The sequence below is a fragment of the Pseudoxanthomonas sp. GM95 genome, from assembly GCF_900109775.1.
Classification (GTDB): domain Bacteria; phylum Pseudomonadota; class Gammaproteobacteria; order Xanthomonadales; family Xanthomonadaceae; genus Pseudoxanthomonas_A.
Genome location: NZ_FOAX01000002.1, coordinates 424,079 through 441,933 on the forward strand (window position 1 = coordinate 424,079; position 17,855 = coordinate 441,933).

The following is a 17,855-nucleotide window of genomic DNA, read 5'->3' on the forward strand; positions in this document are numbered from 1 at the left end:
GATGACTGATTCCAACGAACGCCCGATCTTCATCGAGTCGCTGGCCTTGGGCGACGGCGCCTTGCGTGTCGCGGTGAAGGACACGATCGACATCGCCGGACTGCGCACGCGCGCTGGCTCGGCGGTGTTCGATGCGGAGCCGCCGGCCGCACGCCATGCGCAGGTGGTCGATCACCTGCTGGCGGCCGACTGCACGATCGTTGGCAAGACCCATCTGCATGAACTCGCGTTCGGCGTGACCGGACTCAATGCGCGCATGGGCACGCCGCCGAATCCCAAGTTTCCAGATCGCGTGCCCGGCGGGTCGTCCAGCGGTTCGGCTGCGGCGGTCGCCGCGGGCCTGGCCGATTTCGCGCTAGGCACCGATACCGGTGGCTCGGTGCGGATTCCCGCTGCGTGCTGCGGTGTGTTCGGGATCAAGCCGACTTACGGCCGCGTGAGTCGCGCCGGTGTCGCGCCGCCGACCTCGTCGCTGGACTGTGTCGGCGTGTTCACCGGCAACGCGCCGATGCTGGCCAAGGCGATGGCGATCATCGATCCGACCTTCGTCGCCGATCGTGGGCCGTGCGCAGCCAGTGTCGGCTGGGTGCAGGTGGAAGCCGATCCGGCGATCCAGCAGGCGATCGCCCTCGCAATCGATCACTCGGGCTTCCAGCACACGCCGTTCGACCTGCCGATGCTCTCGCAGGCTTTCGATGCGGGCCTGATCATCATCAACCAGGAAAACTGGCAGGCCTTCGGCACGCTGGTCGGCCATCCGCAACTGGGCGAAGACGTGCGCGTGCGCCTCAAGGCCGCCGGTGAAACCACCGCCGCGTCGGTGACCTGCGCCGAGGGCGTGCGCCAGCGTTTTTCCGCTGCGGTCGATGCGGCGCTGGCGCAGGTCGATGCGCTGGTGCTGCCGACCATGCCGGACTTCCCGCTGACCCTGGAGCAGGGCGCCGATGCGCGCGCGGCGATTGGCATCACCAGCCTGGTGCGGCCGTTCAACCTGAGCGGCCATCCGGCCATCACCGTGCCGCTGTCCACGCCGCAGGGCCTGCCCGCCGGCTTGCAGCTGATCGGCCGCAAGGGCGACGACGCGCGCCTGTGCCGGATCGCCGAATGTCTGGCGCAGCGCGCCCCCAACGTCATCGTCACCTGAGGTCGCCCATGCACGCCGAAGCCCTCGAACACCCCGTGTTTCCCGACGCGCAGACCGATGCCCACGACGCGGCGCTCGACGCGCTGCTGCTGGAAATCCGCGCGCGCCGCGATGAGTTCGCCAAGCAGACGTATCTGTCGCAGGACATCGTCGAGAAGCTGCGCCAGGTGGGCGTGTACCGCGCCCTGGTGCCGCGCAGCCTGGGTGGCGATGAAGTCAGCCCGGCCGATTTCTGCCGCCTGGTCGAACGCATCGCGCAGGCCGATGGCTCTGCCGGCTGGGTCGCCAGCTTCGGCGTGTCGGTGATGTACCTGGCCGCCTTGCCGCAGGCCACGCTGGAGGCGATCTATGCCGATGGTCCGGACGTGGTGTTCGCCGGCGCGGTGTTCCCGCCGCAGGCCGCGCAGGCCAAGGACGACGGCATCCACGTGGCCGGTCGCTGGAAGTTCGGCAGTGGCTGCACCGGTGCCTCGCTGGTGGGCGTTGGCATCAAGCTGGATACCGATCCGGCGCCGGGCCTGCCGCGCATGGCCGTGCTGCCGCGCGAGCAGGTGCGGATCGAGCACAACTGGGATGTCATCGGCATGCAGGGCACCGGCAGCCACGACGTGGCCGTCGATGCAGCCGTGGTGCCACCGGAGTGGACATTCATCCGCGGGGGCGCGCCGACGCTGGAGTCGCCGCTGTATCGCTATCCCTCGATTGCCTTTGCCGCACAGGTGCTGGCCGTGGTCGGCCTGGGCGTGGCCCGCGCGGCGCTGGATGAGATCACCGCCGCCGCCGATGGTCGCGTCTCGATCACCGGCGCGCCGAACCTGGCCGATCGCGCCTACGTGCAGATCGAACTGGCCAAGGCCGAGGCGCAGCTGCGTTCGGCACGCGCGTTCTTCTACGAATCCACCGAAAGCGTGTGGCAGGCGGTGCTGGCCGGCGAAGCGATCACGCCGCAGCAATCCAACCTGCTGCGTCTGGCCTCGACCAACGCCGCGCGCGCCGGTGCCGACGTGGCCCGCGCCGCCTTCACCCTGGCCGGCACGCCCGGCATCTTCCGCGCCCAGCCGATGCAGCGTTACCTACACGACGCGCTGGTGGTGGTGCAGCACGCGTTCCTGGCCGAAGGCCATTGGCAGAGCGCCGGCCGCGTCCTGCTGGGCCAGTCCACGCCGCCCGGTTATCCCTGATTCCTTTCGCTGTCCTTTCTTTTTTTTTCGAACGAGAACACCCATGTCCGACGCTTCCGCCTATCCGATCCGCGCGCTGCTGTGCATCGCTGTCACGCAGAACTTCTTCGACCTGCCGGGTGGCGAGATCGGCACGGTATGGAAAGCCGTCGGCGAGATGCTCAAGGGCGTCAACACCATGCCCGGCGTGCGCCTGATGGGCACGATGGACGATGACGAGACGATGGTCGGCACCTCGCCGAACGGCTGGCCGTGGACCTGCTACCTGCTGGTCGAAGCCGCCGACCGCCAGGCGGTGGTGAACTGCTGCAACCTGTTCCGCGTCACCCAGGTCGGCGAATACCGCCTGTGGAAATACCTGCGCGTGGAAGCGCGCCTGGGCCGCGAGCTGGTCGTGCCGGCGTGACAGCGCCGCGCGCTGCCCGCACGCGCCTGCGCGTGCCCACCGTGCAGGAGCTGGCCGAGCGGCTGGCCGCGCTGGAGCAGCGCGCCGTCCGCCATGAAGCAGAGAGCGCCTGCCGCTGGGTGATGGCCGAGTACATGCGGCTGTGCGACCAGCTCGACGCCTCCACGCCGATGGACGAGCTCGGCGCGCTGTTCACCAGCGACGCGGTCTGGGAAGGGCGCGGCAGCACCTACACGGCCGCGTTCGGCCGACACGAAGGGCGCCAGGCCATCGTCGATTTCCTTGACGGCTATCGCGGGCCCACGCCGCACTTCGCACTCAACGTGCACTACCTCACCTCCGAAACCATCCACGTCAACAGCGTGCAGTCGGCGCACGGCACCTGGGTGATGTTGCAGGTGTCCACGCTGGCCAGCGGTGAATCGACGCTGCGCAGTGCACGCATCGAAGCCGACTTCCGCTTCGATTTCGGCCGCTGGCGCATCGGCCACTTCAGCACCACCAAATTGTTCAGCCAGGCCCGCGACCGCGCCTGGGATGACGCCGCGGTCATCGTCGAACCACGCCATCGCTGACGCCCCACGCACCCACCTTCGTATCAAGGCAGGAAACCCCACCATGCAAACCGCCGCCACCGCCACCGCGCCGGTCGACCTGGACCAGATGGTCCAGCCCGACCGCGTGCACAGCGCCCTGTACAAGGACCCGGCGCTCTTCGAAGAAGAGATGTCGCGCATTTTCGAAAGCACCTGGGTCTGGGTGGCCCATGCCAGCGAAGTGCCGCAGTCGGGCAGCTTCAAGAACACCCATGTCGGCCGTCATCCGGTGATCGTGGTGCGCGACCGCAAGGGCGAGGTGCACGTGCACCTCAACCGCTGCCGCCATCGCGCTTCCACCGTGTGCGAAGGCCGCAAGGGCAAGGCCAACAGCTTCGTGTGTCCGTACCATGGCTGGAGCTACGGACTGGACGGCGCGCTGCGCGCAGTGCCGCACCCGGAAAGCTATGCGGCCGACTTCGACAAGGCCAAGTTCCCGCTGCGCTCGCTGCGGGTGGAGCAGTACGCCGGGATGATCTTCGCCACGTTCCGCGAGGACATCGAGCCGCTGATGGATTTCCTGGGCCCGGCCAGGAAGTGGATGGACCTGTTCATGAAGCAGGGCGCGGGCTATCCGATCAAGGCCGGTGGCGAACACAAGTTCCGCTTCCCCGGCAACTGGAAGATCCAGATGGAGAACACCACCGACGCGTACCACTTCCCGGTGGTGCACAAGTCGTTCCTGCAGTCGCTCGATGGCAGCACCGAGGAGCTCTTCACTTTCGTCGGCCGCAAGGGCAGTGTCGAGGACCTGGGCAACGGCCACAGCGTGATGGTGATGATCCCCGAGCTGGTCGACCTGGACGAAAACCTCGACGACCCGATCCCCGAGCGCTTCCAGGCGCTGGCCGACGAGCTGGCCGCAGAAGGCCACGACGATGCGCAGGTGCGCAAGATCGTGCGCGCGGTGGGCGGCACCGGCTTCAACTTGAACCTGTTCCCCAACATCGCTTGCTCGATGGCGTTCTTCCGCGAGCTGCGGCCGATCTCGGTGGACGAAACCGAGATCAACCACGTCGTGATCACGATGGACGGCGGCCCGGCCGCGGCCAATCGCGCGCGCCTGCGGCTGCATGAGCACTTCCAGGGGCCGATGGGCTTCGGCACGCCCGACGACGCAGAAGCCTGGCAGCGCGTGCAGCGCGGCGTGCAGGCCGGTGGCGAGGACGTGTGGATCCTGCTCAACCGCAGCCTGGGGCTGGAAACCGAATCCGAAGGCGGCAAGCCGCTGGGCGATGTGAGCGCCGAGACCGGCATGCGTGCGTCCTACGCACAGTGGAAGAGGATGATGACTGCATGAGCGCCATCACTGCTTTGGCGCCGCAGGCGCGCACGATTTCCCTGGCCGAGGCGTCCGAGTTCATCTGGCGCGAAGCCGACCTGCTGGACCACAACGATTACCCGGCGTGGCTGGCGCTGTGGTCCGACGGCGGTCGCTACGTGATCCCGATCGAGCCGGACGAGACCGACTTCGAGAACACGCTCAACGTGGCCTACGACGATGCGCAGATGCGCCTCATGCGCACCCGGCGTTTGAGCGGCGGCTTCACCATTTCTGCTGCGCCGGCCGCGCGCACGGTGCGCACGCTCTCGCGCTTCCGCGTCACCCACAGCAGCGAAGGCGTGCTGGAACTGCGCGCGGCGATGGTGCTGGTCGAACAGCGCCTGCAGGTGCAGCGCCTCTACGCGGCCGAAGTGGAATACCGTCTGCTCGCCGACGACGAAGGCCTCAAGCTCGATCGCAAGGTCGTGCGCCTGGTCAATTCGTCCGACGCGCTGCACGCGCTGGGTTACCTGCTGTGAGCGAAGCCGCGCAAACCGTCCTGGTGACCGGCGCCGGGCAGGGCCTGGGCGCGCTCATCGCCGCCCAGCTGCATGCGGCCGGCTGGAAGGTCGCGGTGTCGGACATCGATCTCACTGCCGCGCAGGCCGTGGCCGAGGCGCTGGACGCCAGCGGCGACACAGCGTGTGCGCTGGCGCTGGATGTCGCGCATCACGCGTCGTTCGAAACCGCGCTGGCCGCGCTGCGGGACCGCTGGGGCAGCGTGCAGGCGCTGGTCAACAACGCGGCCGTGACCGTGGCCACGCCGGTGATGGAGATCGCGCCGGAAGAATTCCAGCGCGTGCTGTCGATCAACGCCGGCAGCGTGTTCGCTGGCTGCCAGGTGTTCGGTCGTCACTTCCAGGACAACGGCTACGGCCGCATCGTCAACCTGGCCTCGCTGGCCGGGCAGAACGGCGGCACCGCCACCGGTGCGCACTACGCCGCGTCCAAGGGTGCGATCGCCACCCTGACCAAGGTGTTCGCGCGCGAGCTGGGGCCGTCCGGCATCACCGTCAATGCGATCGCGCCGGGTCCACTGGACCTGCCGGTGGTGCATCGCGTGGTGCCGGCCGCGCGCATGGCGGCCTTCCTCAAGAACATCCCGGTCGGCGCGCTCGGCGACCCGACCTACGTCGCGGCCACGGTCGCGCATCTGCTCTCTCCGGCCGCTGGCTTTGTCACCGGGGCAACCTGGGACATCAACGGCGGCCTTTACCTGCGTTAGGACAACGCAGGGTTTTTCTTTCCCCTTCGCGCGGTGCTGGGTTGTGCCGCGCGTTTTTTCTTCAGCAGGCCTGCCATGTCCGCAACCGCTTCTCCGCTGCAACTCCAGGTGGCCCGCCGCGAACTGCACACCGCGCAGATCGTGGTGCTGGACCTGCAAGCGCCCGATGGCGCGCCGCTGCCTGCGTTCGAAGCCGGCGCCCATGTCGACCTGCACCTGGCCGACGGGCTGGTGCGCCAGTACTCGCTGTGTGGCGATCCGGCCGACCGCTCGCGCTATCGCCTCGGCGTGCTGCTGGACCCGGCCACGCGCGGCGGCTCGCAGGCCGTGCACGACCAGCTGCTGCCCGGTGCGACCATCGGCGTGGGCACGCCGCGCAATCTATTCCCGCTGGCCGGCGATGCGGCGCATTCGGTGCTGGTCGGCGGCGGCATCGGCATCACCCCGATGATCGCGATGGCCCACGCGCTGCATGCGGCCGGGCGTTCGTTCGAGCTGCACTACTGCACGCGCGCGGTGTCGCATACGGCTTTCATCGACGAGTTGCGCGCCGCGCCGTTCGCCGCGCAGGTGCAGCTGTACCACGATGACGGCGGCAGCCGCTTCGACCCGGCCAGCGGCCTGCCGGCGCCGGCCTCGCGCACGCACGTGTACGTGTGCGGGCCGAACGGGTTCATGGACTGGGTGATTGCCGGCGCCACCGCCGCCGGCCACGCGCCGGCCAACGTGCATCGCGAATACTTCACCGTCGAGGTGGATACCAGCGGCGACGGGTTCGAGGTCGAGCTGGCCAGCACCGGCCAGGTGCTGCAGATCGCCCAAGGGCAGAGCATCGTCTCGGCGCTGCAGGCGATCGGGGTCAAGATCCAGGTCTCGTGCGAGGAAGGCGTGTGCGGCACCTGCCTGACCAACGTGATCTCCGGGGTGCCCGATCACCGCGATGTATTCCTCACCGATGAGGAAAAAACCGACAACGACCAGATGCTGCTGTGCTGCTCGCGGTCTTGCAGCCCGCGCTTGGTGCTGGACCTATGAGCGCGGCCGTGGCCCCGACGCGGGATAATGCGCAGATGAATACCGAACAATTCCGCCACGCCATGTCCCGCCTGGGCGCCGCGGTGAACGTCATCACCACCGCCGGCCCGGCCGGCCGCCACGGCATGACGGCCTCGGCCGTGTGCAGCGTCACCGACAGTCCGCCGACCATGCTGGTGTGCATGAACCGCCGCTCCGGCTCGCACCAGCGGTTCCGCGACAACGGCAACCTGTGCGTGAACGTGCTGGCCGGGCACCACCAGGCGCTGTCGGCCCGCTTTGCCACGCCGGCGGACGCGGCCACGCGCTTCGATCACGAGCTGTGGACCACGCTGGTCACCGGCGCTCCGGTGCTGGAAGACGCCAGCGCCGCGCTGGACTGCCGGATCAGCCAGATCAGCGATGTCGGCACCCACAGCGTGTTTTTCTGCGAGGTGGTGGGCGTGTCCACCGCCGCCCAGCCGGGCGGGCTGGTGTGGTTCGACCGTGCCTACCACGCGCTGGGCGCGGGCTGAGTTCGCGCCTGACCGAGAACGCTTGATCAAGCGCGCCTGACCGAGCTGTCACCCGCGCCGGCGGGGCCTGGCGCACAGTCCGGGCCGGGCCGCCTGCGGTAGCATCCGCGCCGGGGCGTGCGTGGTCGAATCCAGGACAAACCCTGCCGTGTCCGCACGGCGGGGTTTTTCGTGCCTGCAGGAAAGCGGTTTCCGGGCGGGGACCGTGCGTGGCGATGTGCAGGGCGGTTGCGTTATGAGCAACAAACTCACCGCCATGTGTTATCGACCTGCCAACACGGCCGAAACAGTATCGGTCTGCGGATTGCAACAGATCGCAGTCCACGCAACCGGTGCCTGGGGAGGGGCCGGTTGCCAGGAGTCGTGATCACTACGGCCGGCATGGCCATCACTTCAGTCAGACGAATGCGCGCCTGCGCATCGCCAACCGCTCCATACCTCACCGGGGAAACCATGAATCCGAAGTCCAACCGTCGTCCGGGCCGCTGCCGCGCCGCCGACCTCGCACCCTCCCAGCTCAGCCGCGCCGTGCTGGTCGGCCTGACCGGCCTGGCCCTGCTGGCGCCGCTGGCCGCGTCCGCCCAGGACGCCGCCGCCGACGCGACGACCTCGCCCAAGCTGCTGGGCAACGTGAAAGTCACCGCCAGCAAGATGTCCGCCGCCAGCACCGTGCAGGACACGCCGATCTCGGTGCAGGCGCTGGGCCAGGAAGACTTCGACAAGAAGGCGGCCACGGATTTTTCGGATTTCTACCACCAGATCGACGGCCTGTCGGTGCAGGACAACGGCCCGGGCGACAAGCGCTACGTGATCCGCGGCATCACCTCCAACGGTGCCGGCACGGTCGGTGTGTACCTGGATGACGTGGTCATCACCGGCTCCAACGAGCAGGACGGCGGCGGCCAGCAGGCCGACGTGAAGCTGTTCGACCTGGATCGCGTCGAAGTGCTCAAGGGCCCGCAGGGCACCACCTTCGGCTCGGGCTCGCTGGCCGGCACCATCCGCTACATCACTGCTCAGCCCAACACCTCCAAGTTCGAAGGCAAGATCAACACCTCGGTGCGCGCCACCAAGGGCGCCGACCTGGGCTACCAGAGCGATGTGGCGATCAACCTGCCGATCGTGAAGGACAAGTTCGCCGTGCGCGTGGCCGGCTTCGGCACCGAGCTGCCCGGCTGGATCGACAGCAAGTTCGACAAGGGCATCAACGGCGAGACCAGCAAGGCCGGCCGCATCTCCGCGCTGTGGACTCCGACCGAGAACCTCTCCATCACCGCCATGGCGATGCAGCAGAGTACCCAGCAGGACGGTAAGAGCTACTACAACGTCACCGACTACGACGGCAACACGATTTCCAGCGGCAGCGACTACAACCAGGCCGACCTGACCCGCAATCCGTGGGACGAAAACACCCACATTTACAACTTCAAAGTCGAGTACTACCAGCCGTACGGCACCTTCACCGCCACGGCCTCGCGCTACGACCGTCAGACCAGCTACAGCCGCGATGCGTCGTTCGTGGCCGGCCTGTACTTCGGCCTGGATCCGGAAACGACCGGCCTGAGCAGCCTGGTCCAGCCCAACCAGCGTTCGGTCAATACCTACGAAGCGCGCTTCGCCTCGACCCTGGACGGCCCGGTGCAGTTCCTGGCCGGCCTGTACCAGCAGAACCAGAACCGCCTGTTCCGCAGCGTGTGGCCGTATTCGGATGCCTCGGGCAATGCGCAGTTCGGCGGTCCGACCCTGCTGGAGCGCACCCTGCAGACCGGCCTGAAAGAGCAGGCCGCGTTTACCGAAGTGTCGTGGGCGGTCAACGACCAGTTCGACCTCACCGTCGGCGGCCGTTACTACAAGTTCGACCTGGAATCGCAGCCGATCAGCATCACCCGCGCCGGCGGCAGCGCTGGCACCGGCGCCGGCCTGGCCGGCAGCTCGTCGGATAACGGCTTCATCGGCAAGTTCAACGCCAGCTACAAGTTCACCCCCGACGTGATGGGTTACCTGCAGGTGGCGCAGGGCTTCCGCCCGGGCGGCGTCAACGACCAGACCGCGGCCGAGCTGGCCAACGTCACCATCCCGGGCGGCTATGACGCCGACTCGCTGGTGAACTACGAGCTGGGCTTCAAGACCAGCTGGCTGGACCAGCGCCTGATCTTCAACGCCGCGGCGTACTACATCGACTGGAGCGACATCCAGGTCACCTCGCAGGCAACCTCGGGCAGCCTGTCCTTCCCGTACACCGCCAACGGCGGCGGCGCGGACGTGACCGGCTTCGAGTTCCAGCTACAGGCGCAGCCGACCGACGCGCTGACCCTGGGCCTCTCGGGCAGCTACAACGATTCCAAGTTGTCCAAGAACAACCCGGCGCCCAGCGACGGCAACAAGGGCGACCGCCTGCCGTACTCGCCCAAGTGGACCGCCTCGGCCACGGCCGACTACGCGTTCTCGCTGGCCAGCCTGGGCGAAGGCCTGGAAGGCAACATCGGCGCGGACTACTCCTACACCGGCGCGCGTGCCACCGACTTCAACGACAGCGTCAACACCTACATGCCGCTGGACGCCTACTCGCTGCTGGGCGCGCACGTGAGCATCGGCAAGGGCCCGTGGACCATCGCGCTGTCCGGTTCCAACCTGACCAACGACGACACCGCCACCAACTACGACGCGGTGGCCTACGGCGCCACGCCGTGGAACGTGTACATCAACCGGCCGCGTACCTTCGTGTTGAGCTTCTCCTACAAGCTGTAAGCGCTGCACAAGACAAAGCCACCGTCAAACGACGGTGGCTTTGTCGCTTTACGCACCTCCCAGAATTCAAGGTTCGATTCCATGCCCAAACGTCCGCTGCGCGCCACGCTCTCCCTGCTTGCCTTAGCGCTATGCGCGCCGGCCATCGCTGCCGATCCCGCATCGCGTCCGTGGATGGATGCCAGCAAGCCGGCGGCCGAACGCGCCCGCGCCGTGCTGGCGCAGATGACCACCGAGGAGAAGCTCAAGCTGCTCAACGGCGACGTGGAGCTGGACGACATCGGCACCGGTATCAACCCGTGCATCGGCCATATCGCCGCCAATCCGCGTCTGGGCCTGCCCGAGCTGTGCATGGCCGATGGCCCGGCCGGCGTCAGCAATGGCACCACCGGCGTCACCGTGTTCCCCGCGCCGATGATGACCGCATCGAGCTGGAGCCCGGACCTGTTGTACCGCTACGGCGTGGCGCTGGGCGCCGAGCACGCCGGCAAGCGCCACAACGTGGTGCTGGCACCGACCATCAACATCGCGCGCTCGCCGCGCTGGGGTCGCCTGGCCGAAACCCTGAGCGAAGACCCGCTGCTCACCGCCAAGCTGGGCACGGCGATCATCCAGGGCGTGCAGTCGCACCCGATCATGGCCGACGCCAAGCATTTCGCCGCCTACAACCAGGAAACCGACCGCTTCGGCGACGCGCCCGGTTACAACGCGGTGGACGTGCAGGTGGGCGAACGCGCGCTGCACGAGATCTACTACCCGGCGTTCAAGTCGGCGGTGCAGGAGGGCAAGGTCGGCTCGGTGATGTGCGCCTACAACCGCATCAACGGCCACTACGCCTGCGAGAACGCACAGACCTTCGGCACGCTACGCAAGGAGTGGGGCTTCGATGGCTTCATCGTGGCCGACTGGTACTTCGGCCACCGCAGCCTGTTGCCTGCGGTGAAGGCGGGCATGGATATCTCGATGCCCGGCGGCAAGAACCCGTTCGGCTTCGAGGATTTCTACGGCGCGCCGCTGGTGGCCGCGGTGAAAGACGGCAGCGTCACCACGTCCGACATCGATGGCATGGCGCTGAACGTGCTCACGCCGATGTTCCGCTTAGGGCTCGTCGACCATCCGCTGCCGCGCGAAGTCAAAGCCGATGTGCGCACGCCCGAGCACAAGGCTCTGGCGCGCGAGATCGCCGAGCGCGGCACCGTGCTGCTGAAGAACGACCGCGGCGTGCTGCCGCTGTCACCCACGCTCAAGACCCTGGCCGTGATCGGTGACGACGCCGGCGCCAATGTCAGCGCGACCGAGCGCTACGGCGGCTTCGTCAACTATCCGGGCATGGAGATCGTGACCCCGCTCGGCGGCCTGCAGCGCCGCGCGCCGAAGGGCACCACGGTGAAGTATTCGCTCGGCACCGCCGGCATCAAGCCGCTGCCGGTGATGGAGGCCTCCGCGCTGCAGGGCAAGGGCTGGACCGCGCGTTACTACGCCAACAACGACTTCTCTGGCGCACCGGCTATCACGCGCAGCGAAGCCACCATCGACATGATCGACAAGGTGCCCGAGACGCTGCCCAAGCCGTTCTCCGCGCGCTGGAATGCGACCCTGGTGCCCAAGGACAGCGGCCTGTATCGCTTCTCGATCACCGGCGGCAGCGACCTGCGCCTGTTCGTCGATGGCGTGGAGATCGCCAAGATCTGGAAGCAGAGCTTCAGCGGCACCAGCCATGGCATCGCCCAGCTGACTGCCGGCAAGGCCGTGCAGCTGCGCGTGGACTACGCCAGCGGCGCGGGCCTGTCGCATCCCGGCGTGCGTCTGGGCTGGGAACCGGCGTCCGATTCGAAGATCGCCGCTGCAGTTGAAGTGGCACGCAAGGCGGACGTGGCGCTGCTGTTCGTCGGCGACCACGTCTCCGAAGGCATGGACCGCACCTCGCTCGCCTTGCCTGGCGACCAGGACGCGCTGATCGCCGCCGTGGCGGCGGTGAATCCCAAGACCGTGGTGGTGCTCAACACCGTCGGCCCGGTGACGATGCCGTGGCTGGGCCAGGTCGCCGGCGTGGTGCAGGGCTGGTATCCGGGCGAAGAAGCCGGCAATGCGATCGCCGCGGTGCTCTACGGTGACGTGGATGCCACCGGCCGCCTGACCATCACCTTCCCGCGCGGCGAAGATCATCCGCTGCTGCTGTCCCAGGCGCGCTTCCCCGGCACCAATGCGCAGGCCGATTACGACGACGGCCTGCTGGTGGGCTATCGCGGTTACCACGCCACCGGCGACACGCCGCTGTTCCCGTTCGGCTACGGTCTGTCGTACACGACCTTCGCGCTGTCGGACTTTGCACTGAAGCCGGTCAGCGGCCAGCACGTACCCAGTGCACGCGTACGCGTCACCAATACGGGCAAGCGCGCCGGCACCCAGACCGTGCAGCTCTATCTCACCTATCCGGCCAGTGCGGGCGAACCGCCGCGCCAGCTGGTCGGCTTCGCCCAGGCCACGCTCGCCGCCGGCGCCAGCACCGTGGTCGAGATTTCGGTCAGCGCCGACGCCGGCAAGATCTGGGACACCGCCGCGAAGGGCTGGATGCAGCCGGCTGGCAGCTATCGCCTGGAAGTGGGTACCTCGTCGGCCGACATCGTGGCGGCGAAGGACTTCTGATCCATCACCTGCGTGGCTGCCGCGATGGCGGCCACGCAGGGGCTTCATTGATGGCGACATGACCAAGCTGTCAGGGTCATGCCAGCGTCATCTGCGCTTCCTACCGTGCGCGGTTTCCGACGGGTAGGGCAGCAGCGTGGCCGAGCAGGCGAAGCGTGGCTTGGCACGGATGTTTGCAGAGCAGCGCCCGGTGCTGCGCGGCTTCTTCGTCCGTCGTGGCGCGCATGAAGAGGCCGAGGACATGGTGCAGGAAACCTATCTTCGCCTGCTGCGCGCGCACCAGTCCCAGGGTGAGGCCATCGCCAACCCGGAAGCCTATCTCTTCACCGTCGCGCTGAACCTGGCGCGCGAGCAGGCGGTGCGCCGCAGGCGCACGCCGCTGCCGATCGAGGACGTCGAGCACATCACTTCGCTGCTGGCCGATGAGGACAGCGTCGAGGATGCGACGGCGCGCGACCAGCGCCGTACGCGCCTGCAAGCGCTGCTGGGCACGCTGCCCGAGCACACCCGTGCCGTGCTGGTAATGCAGTACCGCGATGGCCTGAGCTACAAGCAGATCGCCGAGCGCATGGGCGTGTCCTCGCACATGGTCAAGAAGCACGTCACGCGCGGCCTGTCGGTGTGCCGCCAGGCGCTGGCCGGAGATGCGTGGTGAGCGACCTCGATTTCGACCAGGCCACGCTGACCGAACAAGCCGCGCACTGGCACGCCTTGCAGCGCGCCGGTGGCCTGAATCCGGTGCAGCAGGCGCGCTTCATGGACTGGCTGGTGGCCACGCCCGAGCACCTGCGCGAATACCTGGCAGTAGCGCGCGTGGCCAGCGAGCTGGGCGATGCGCTGCGGGCGATGCAGCTGGACGTGGATGCCTTGCTCGATGGCGCGCCTTCGCCCGCACGGACCGACAACGTGGTGGCGCTGCCGGCACGTGGGGCCGTGCGCGCGGTGGCACCGCGCAAGCCGCGCCGCGCGTGGCCGCAGGCGCTTGCGGCAGGCGTGGCGCTGGCCTGCGTGGGCATCACGGCATATCTGGCCTGGCCGCAGACCCGGCATTACGTCGCCGCACACGGTGCACCGCAGCGCTTCGAATTGCCCGACCGCACGGTGGTGCACCTCAACGCGGAAAGCGCGCTGTCGATGCGTTTCGGGTTGTTCGATCGCAAGGTGACGCTGGAGCGCGGCCAGGCCAGCTTCGTGGTGGCGGTGGATCGCCGACCGTTCCAGGTACAGGCCGCGGGGCTGCAGGTGCGCGACATCGGCACCACCTTCGATGTATCGCTGCGGCGCGAACAGGCGCGCATCGACGTGGCCGAAGGCCAGGTGCACGTGATCGGCGCCGATGGCGATGGCCCGATGCTGGCCGACCTGCATGCCGGCCAGAGCGCGCGCATCGACTACCGCGATGACAGTGTCAGTGTGCAGGCGGTCGATGTCGGCGCCATGACCGCCTGGTGGCAGCGCCGCGTCGTGTTCCGCGATGAGCCGTTGCGCGAGGTGGCCGAACAGTTCAACCGGCTCAATCGCACCCGCCTGCAGCTGGACGATGATGCGGCTGGCGCATTGCGCCTGACCGGCAACCTGCGCGGCGATGACCTGGCTTCGCTGCGCGCGTTTCTCGATGACCAGCCGACGCTGGTGACGCAGCTGCAAGCGGGCACGTTGCGCGTCGGCACGCGCCACGACGCGCCCGCGGAGCTGCATCGCCGGTAGCGCATTGCGCATGATTCGACGGCGCGCAATACAGCAGTTGTGCGACAGCGACGTGGCAATGCGCGTGTTGATGTCCCTGCATCGCAGGCCGATGCGATGTCAAAAAAAATTCATCGAAAAACCGGTACCCGGTTTGTGCCGACGGCGGTCGTAGTTGGGCATGCGCAGACACATTGCGCCGCCCACTCCCCACCGCCACCCTCGGACTCCACGATGCGCCGCACGCTGTTTCTCTCCATCGCCCTCGCCCTGAATACCCTCACCGCGACCGCACAGGAGGCCACGACGGCCACCGCCGCGATTCCCTCGCAGCCGCTGGACTACTCGCTCAATGCGCTGTCGCGCCAGACCGGCCTGCAGTTCGTCTACAACGCGCAGCGTGCGGGCAATCCCACCGCGCGTGCGATCCCCGCGGGCCTGGCGCCGGAGGAAGGCCTCAAGCAGCTGCTGCAGGGCACCGGCCTGCGCTATCGCTACCTCAACACCAACACGGTGACCATCGAAGCCGATGCGTCGGGCACGCCGACGCCTGCCGCGGTGCCGACCGCGCAGCGCGGCGGTCCCGAGGCGCAGGTCGCCAGCGCACCGGTGTCCAACAACGTGCAACTACAGGACCTGGACGGCGTGCAGGTAACCGGCAGCTACAGCCGCAGCCTAGAGCAGGCGGTGGACATCAAGCGCGCCAACATCGGTTTCTCTGATTCCATCGTCGCCACCGACGTGGCCGACTTCCCCGAGCAGAACATCGCCGAAGCCCTGCAGCGCATGCCCGGCGTGGCGATCGAGCGCAACAAGGGCCTGGGCACCAAGGTCAGCGTGCGCGGCCTGCCGACCGAATACACGATGGTCTCGATCAACGACCTGGCGACCGCCTCGGGCAGCGGAGGGCGCGATGTGGAGTTCGACATCTTCGCCTCGGAAATCATCCAGCAGGTGACCGTACAGAAGTCGCCGACCGCCGCCGACGAGGAAGGCGGCATCGCCGGCTCGGTCAACATCTCCACGGCCAAGCCGTTCGATTACCAGGGCCGCAAGCTGGTGGCCTCGGCCGAGGGCGCCTACAACTCGATCTCCGAAGAGACCGATCCCAAGTTCGCGTTCCTGGCCAGCGACACCTGGGGCGACTGGGGCGCGCTGGTGTCCTTCGCCACGGCCAAGCGCACCAACCGCACCGACTCGACCTCGGGCATCAACTTTCGCCCGTTGACGCGCTTCCTGGGCGCCTCGGGCACGCGCAGCAGCCAGGCGGTGGACGTCCTGCAGCGCGACGCCGGCATCACCGTGCAGAACCCCAAGGACACCGACGAGACCGATCTGCTGGTGTTCCAGGACAAGGTGGGCGATCGCGTCTACGTCAACGACCAGGACAAGTGGGGCGCCACCGCCTCGGTGCAGTACAAGCCCAGCAACGATTTCAGCCTGAGCTTCGATGCGATGGTGGGCGGCTACGACACCACCGAGGACGAGTACGACGCGGCCGCGTATTCGGCCTCCAGCCGCAGCACGCTGGAACAGATCTACGACTACGACGCCGAAACCCTGTCCGACTACGGCATCGTGGTGCTGCGCGACGTGGCCTACACCGCGACCCAGCATGAGTTCCTGAGCAAGGAACGCATCAACAAGACCGACTACAGCCAGTTCAGCGCCAACCTGGACTGGAAGGGCGACAGCTGGACGCTCGATGGCCTGGTCGGCTATTCGGGCGCGGAGAAGACGCTGGATTCCTCCAACCTCAAACACGTGGCCTACGCGCCTTCGCGTACGCGCTGGACGGAGAAGAGTGGCGAGACCATCCCCAGCAGCAACCCGGCCACCATCGACATGTACAACGCGCCGGACAAGTACCTGTTCGAGGCGTACGAGACCACGCTGGAAAAAGTCAATGACGACAAGTACGCCGCGCAGCTGAATTTCAGCAAGTCGCTGGACCTGGCCTTCCTGCCGGCGCTGCGTACGCTGAGCTTCGGCGGCCGCTATACCGACAAGACCAAGGAACGCCAGTACGGCGAGCTGAAGATCACCGGCCCCAGCGCCGGCAGCACCGCGTGGGTCAACACACGCACGCTGGCCGACAATCCGCTGCAGTCCATCGGCGACATCGTGCCGGGCGGCGGCTACAGCCTGAAAGGGCTGGACTGGGCGATGGTCTCCAACGACTACGCGCGTGACTTCTATCGCTACGACGGCTTCCACACGCCGTTCGACGATGGCCAGTACTACAAGGTCGACGAGACGGTGACCGCGCTGTACGGCATGGCCGACTTCGCGTTCGATATCGGCACCGTGCCGGTGACGGTCAACGCCGGCACGCGCTATGTCGATACTTCGGTGACCTCGGCTGGCTTCCACCCGGTGCAGAACGCCGACGGCACCACCGGCTACACCGATACGCCGATCTCCAAGGACGGCAGCTACAAGGACTGGCTGCCCAGCTTCAATGCCACCGCCGAGCTGATGCCCGATCTGCTGCTGCGCGGCGCCGCCTCGAAGGTGATGATGCGCCCGGCCCTGACCGACATCGCCTACAAGCGCACCGCCAGCTGGAGCTCCTACCGCTACACCGACGGCAACCCGGACCTGAAGCCCACCTACGCCAAGCAGTGGGAGGTGGGCCTGGAGAAGTACCTGGACAACGGCGGCCTGCTGGCGGCGTCGTACTTCTACAAGAAGATCGACGGCGTGGTGATCAGCGCGCTGACCGGCACCGTGCCGGGCGTCACCGTCTACAACGCCAACGGCAGCCTCAACGGCATCTACGACTTCGACGTGTACCAGCCGGTCAACGCGGCGGGCACGTATGAAGTGGATGGCTGGGAGCTGATCGCGCAGCTGCCGCTGGGCAACTTCCACCCGCTGCTGGAAGGTTTCGGCATCAACGCCAACTACACGATGCTGGACAGCTCGCTGGCCGGTGAATCGGACCTGGGCGTCAAGACGCCGATGCCAGGACTGGCCGACAAGGTCTACAACTTCACCGCCTACTACGAGAACGACCGCTTCGACGCGCGCGTGTCCTACAACCACAAGAGCGAGTACGTGGAATCGATCGGCTACAACCTGTATCCGATCTACCGCGATGCCTACGGCCAGGTGGATGTGTCGATCGGCTACCGCATCAGCGACAACGTCAAGCTGAGCCTGAAGGGCATCAACATGACCAACGAGGCCACCACCGGCTACACGATGGACCCCTCGTTCCCGACCATGTACGAGCTGTCGGGTCGCCGCATCAGCCTGGGCGTGCGCGCCGATTTCTGAGCGCTTGCGCGAAGTGATGCGCCGCTGCCCGCGTGTGAGGCGGGCAGCGGTCCTGCGCTGGCGCGAC

The 17,855-nt window shown here is 67.4% G+C and carries 14 protein-coding genes; all 14 read left to right on the top strand.

All coding sequences use genetic code 11. The features are described 5' to 3' along the window. Nucleotide 1: 1 nt before the first annotated feature. The 14 genes from BMZ17_RS10070 to BMZ17_RS10135 all read left to right on the top strand — a co-directional run bounded on the left by BMZ17_RS10070 (nucleotide 2) and on the right by BMZ17_RS10135 (nucleotide 17,788). Nucleotides 2-1,144: an amidase gene (locus tag BMZ17_RS10070; RefSeq protein WP_093138459.1), complete on the top strand. Its 1,143-nt coding sequence runs from the start codon at nucleotides 2-4 to the stop codon at nucleotides 1,142-1,144. Between the two features lie 8 nt (nucleotides 1,145-1,152). Beyond that, nucleotides 1,153-2,325: an acyl-CoA dehydrogenase family protein gene (locus BMZ17_RS10075; RefSeq protein WP_217645780.1), complete on the top strand. Its 1,173-nt coding sequence runs from the start codon at nucleotides 1,153-1,155 to the stop codon at nucleotides 2,323-2,325. A gap of 43 nt (nucleotides 2,326-2,368) precedes the next feature. Continuing rightward, a complete protein-coding gene (locus tag BMZ17_RS10080; RefSeq protein WP_093138461.1) occupies nucleotides 2,369-2,731 on the top strand; it encodes a hypothetical protein in 363 nt (120 codons plus the stop codon). Continuing rightward, entirely contained in the window at nucleotides 2,728-3,306 is a 579-nt protein-coding gene (locus BMZ17_RS10085) for a nuclear transport factor 2 family protein (RefSeq protein WP_217645781.1), read from the top strand. Before BMZ17_RS10080 ends, BMZ17_RS10085 begins: the two co-directional genes overlap by 4 nt. Nucleotides 3,307-3,349: 43 nt before the next feature. Further along, on the top strand, nucleotides 3,350-4,627 hold the full coding sequence (locus BMZ17_RS10090) for an aromatic ring-hydroxylating oxygenase subunit alpha (RefSeq protein WP_093138462.1): 1,278 nt from the start codon (nucleotides 3,350-3,352) through the stop codon (nucleotides 4,625-4,627). Continuing rightward, a complete protein-coding gene (locus BMZ17_RS10095; protein ID WP_093138463.1) occupies nucleotides 4,624-5,130 on the top strand; it encodes an aromatic-ring-hydroxylating dioxygenase subunit beta in 507 nt (168 codons plus the stop codon). The genes BMZ17_RS10090 and BMZ17_RS10095 overlap by 4 nt, the downstream gene beginning before the upstream one ends. Continuing rightward, a complete protein-coding gene (locus tag BMZ17_RS10100; RefSeq protein WP_093138464.1) occupies nucleotides 5,127-5,876 on the top strand; it encodes an SDR family NAD(P)-dependent oxidoreductase in 750 nt (249 codons plus the stop codon). The genes BMZ17_RS10095 and BMZ17_RS10100 overlap by 4 nt, the downstream gene beginning before the upstream one ends. Before the next feature lie 75 nt (nucleotides 5,877-5,951). Continuing rightward, complete coding sequence (locus BMZ17_RS10105) at nucleotides 5,952-6,911, top strand: PDR/VanB family oxidoreductase (RefSeq protein WP_093138465.1); 960 nt, start codon at nucleotides 5,952-5,954, stop codon at nucleotides 6,909-6,911. 35 nt (nucleotides 6,912-6,946) lie between these two features. Then, nucleotides 6,947-7,426, top strand: a complete 480-nt coding sequence (locus BMZ17_RS10110; protein ID WP_175485547.1) for a flavin reductase — start codon at nucleotides 6,947-6,949, stop codon at nucleotides 7,424-7,426. A 453-nt stretch (nucleotides 7,427-7,879) separates the two neighbouring features. Then, nucleotides 7,880-10,174, top strand: coding sequence for a TonB-dependent receptor (locus BMZ17_RS10115; RefSeq protein ID WP_175485548.1), 2,295 nt, complete (start codon nucleotides 7,880-7,882; stop codon nucleotides 10,172-10,174). Between the two features lie 81 nt (nucleotides 10,175-10,255). Continuing rightward, complete coding sequence (locus tag BMZ17_RS10120; protein ID WP_093138467.1) at nucleotides 10,256-12,820, top strand: beta-glucosidase; 2,565 nt, start codon at nucleotides 10,256-10,258, stop codon at nucleotides 12,818-12,820. A gap of 169 nt (nucleotides 12,821-12,989) precedes the next feature. Continuing rightward, entirely contained in the window at nucleotides 12,990-13,475 is a 486-nt protein-coding gene (locus tag BMZ17_RS10125; RefSeq protein ID WP_093138468.1) for an RNA polymerase sigma factor, read from the top strand. Beyond that, nucleotides 13,472-14,527, top strand: a complete 1,056-nt coding sequence (locus tag BMZ17_RS10130) for a FecR family protein (RefSeq protein WP_254775266.1) — start codon at nucleotides 13,472-13,474, stop codon at nucleotides 14,525-14,527. Before BMZ17_RS10125 ends, BMZ17_RS10130 begins: the two co-directional genes overlap by 4 nt. A gap of 213 nt (nucleotides 14,528-14,740) precedes the next feature. After that, nucleotides 14,741-17,788 (top strand): TonB-dependent receptor, encoded by a 3,048-nt coding sequence (locus BMZ17_RS10135; RefSeq protein WP_093138469.1) that lies wholly within the window; start codon nucleotides 14,741-14,743, stop codon nucleotides 17,786-17,788. Nucleotides 17,789-17,855: the final 67 nt, after the last annotated feature.